Here is a 2210-nt window from a genome sequence, read left to right on the forward strand (position 1 = left end):
ACGTGGATCCACTGGTGGTCGCCGGTGGCCTCGGCGAACTGGTCGATGCGGTACTGGTCGACCTCGATCCAGTCGCTCAGGCCGATCTCCTGCCCCACCAGGGCCTGCAGGTCGGCCAGCCGTTCGAAGCGCTTCATCAGGCGTCCAGCCACTGGAGCAGCGGCTGCCATTGTTCGAGGTCGCGCTCGACGCGGCTCGGTGCCACGTCCCATAGCGTCAGGCCGCGCGCGGCCAGGTGCACGTAGTTCTGCGTGTCGCGCAGGAAGCCCAGCAGGGGCACCTGCAGCGTCTCGAGGAAGCTGCGCAGCTGGTCGGCCGAGATGGTGCCCTCGCGCACCCGCATGCCGACGATCGCGACCGACACCTTGTCGCCACGCCGCCGCGCCAGCAGTTCGCGCACGAAGGCGTGCGTCGCGTGGATGTCGAAGATGCTGGGCTGCAGCGGCACGAGCACCTTGTCGGCCAGCTTCATCACCTCGTCGAGGCGCTTGCCGTGCAGGCCGGCCGGCGTGTCGAGCACCGCATGCGTCGTGCCCTTGGGCGGGCGGACGACTTCGTCGTGGGTCAGCTCCCAGCCGGTGATGGTCGGCAGGTTCGCGGGGCGCAGCGAGAGCCAGGTGCGGGCCGACTGCTGCCGGTCGACATCGCCCAGCATCACGGCATGTCCGGCCTGGGCCATGTACCCTGCGATGTTGGTGGACAAGGTGCTCTTTCCGACCCCGCCCTTCGGATTGGCCACCACGATCACTGGCATGCACTGCTCCTGACGATCCTTGTTTGCGGTTATGTTAACGAACACTATCGTTGTTGGGCTACCAATACTTACCCCCGCCGCCTACCTCGTCATCCATCCCACCATGACCCCCTCCGAAGTCCTCGTGCTCACCGCCCACCCGCAGATGGAGCAGTCGCGCGTCAACCGCACGCTCTACAAGGCGGCCAAGAAATCCGGCCATGCCACGGTGCGCGACCTGTACCGCCTGTACCCCGATTACCTGATCGACATCGAGGCAGAGCGCGCGCTGCTGCTGCAGGCGAAGCTCGTCGTGTGGCAGCACCCGATCCACTGGTACAGCATGCCGCCGCTGATGAAGCTGTGGGTCGACGAGGTGCTGGGCTTCGGCTGGGCCTACGGGCCGGACGGCCATGCGCTGCGCGGCAAGGACCTGTGGCTGGTCTCGTCCACCGGCGGCCCGGACGACTCCTACCGCCCCGACAGCTACAACCGCTACCACTTCGACGCCTTCCTGCCGCCCTACGAGCAGACCGCCGCGCTGTGCGGCATGCGCTTCCTGCCGCCGCTGGTGCTGCACGGCGCGCACCGCGTCGGCGCGGCCGAGCTGCAGGCGCATGCCGACACCTTCGTGCAGCACCTGGGCAGCTACCCCGGCTGGCCGGAGCTGGCCGGGCTGGACGACTGCATCGACTGCGAGGTGCCCGAATCGGCACGCCCGACGGATGCGGCCGAAGCCGCGATGGCGGAAAGCGCCTGATGGAACACGGCAGCTGGTTGACAGGCGGGCTGGTGTACCTGGCCGCCGCGGTGATCGCGGTGCCGGTGGCGAAGAAACTGGGGCTGGGCTCGATCATCGGCTACCTGGCCGCGGGCATCCTGATCGGGCCCTGGGGGCTGCGGCTGGTGACCGACCCGCAGGACATGCTGCATTTCGCCGAGTTCGGCGTGGTGCTGATGCTGTTCCTGGTCGGGCTCGAGCTGGAGCCGAAGCGGCTGTGGGCGCTGCGCAAGCCGATCTTCGGCTGGGGCAGCGTGCAGCTGTTCGGCTCGGCGGCGCTGCTGCTCGGCGCGGCGGTGGCGGCCGGCGTGCCGTGGCAGCTGGCGGTGGTGGGCGGGCTCGGCCTCGCGATGTCGTCGACGGCGATCGGGCTGGGCGTGCTGGGCGAGCGCAACCTGATGGCGACGACCTCGGGGCAGAGCCTGCTGAGCGTGGCGCTGCTGCAGGACATCGCGGCGATCCCGATCCTCGCGCTGGTGCCGCTGCTGGCGGGGCCTTCGGATGCGCCGGAGCACGGCAGCTTCTGGCTCGGTGCCGGCAAGGCGCTGGGGGTGGTCGCGATCATCGTGCTGGGCGGGCGGCTGCTGCTGCGGCCCACGCTGCGCTGGATCGCCGGCAGCGCGACGCCCGAGATCTTCACCGCCGCGTCGCTGCTGCTGGTGGTGGCCACCGCGGCGCTGATGCAGACGGTGGGGC

At 69.7% G+C, this 2210-nt stretch carries 3 protein-coding genes; 2 read left to right on the plus strand and 1 reads right to left on the minus strand.

What is annotated here, in order from left to right:
• Positions 1-136: 136 nt before the first annotated feature.
• Positions 137-754, minus strand: a complete 618-nt coding sequence (locus AC1D12_RS31440; RefSeq protein WP_477845107.1) for a nucleotide-binding protein — start codon at positions 752-754, stop codon at positions 137-139.
• Positions 755-857: 103 nt separating this feature from the next.
• On the opposite strand from AC1D12_RS31440, the gene kefF reads away from it, so the two are divergent.
• Together kefF and AC1D12_RS31450 are read left to right on the plus strand one after the other, a co-directional pair.
• Positions 858-1493 carry a glutathione-regulated potassium-efflux system oxidoreductase KefF gene (gene kefF / locus AC1D12_RS31445; protein WP_465114303.1) on the plus strand — a complete coding sequence of 212 codons (636 nt, stop codon included), beginning with the start codon at positions 858-860 and terminating at the stop codon, positions 1491-1493.
• A partial coding sequence (locus tag AC1D12_RS31450; protein WP_477845108.1) for a cation:proton antiporter domain-containing protein occupies positions 1493-2210 on the plus strand: 718 nt, incomplete at its 3' end. The genes kefF and AC1D12_RS31450, both read left to right, overlap by 1 nt.

Source organism: Rhizobacter sp. P1_G5, assembly GCF_056405435.1.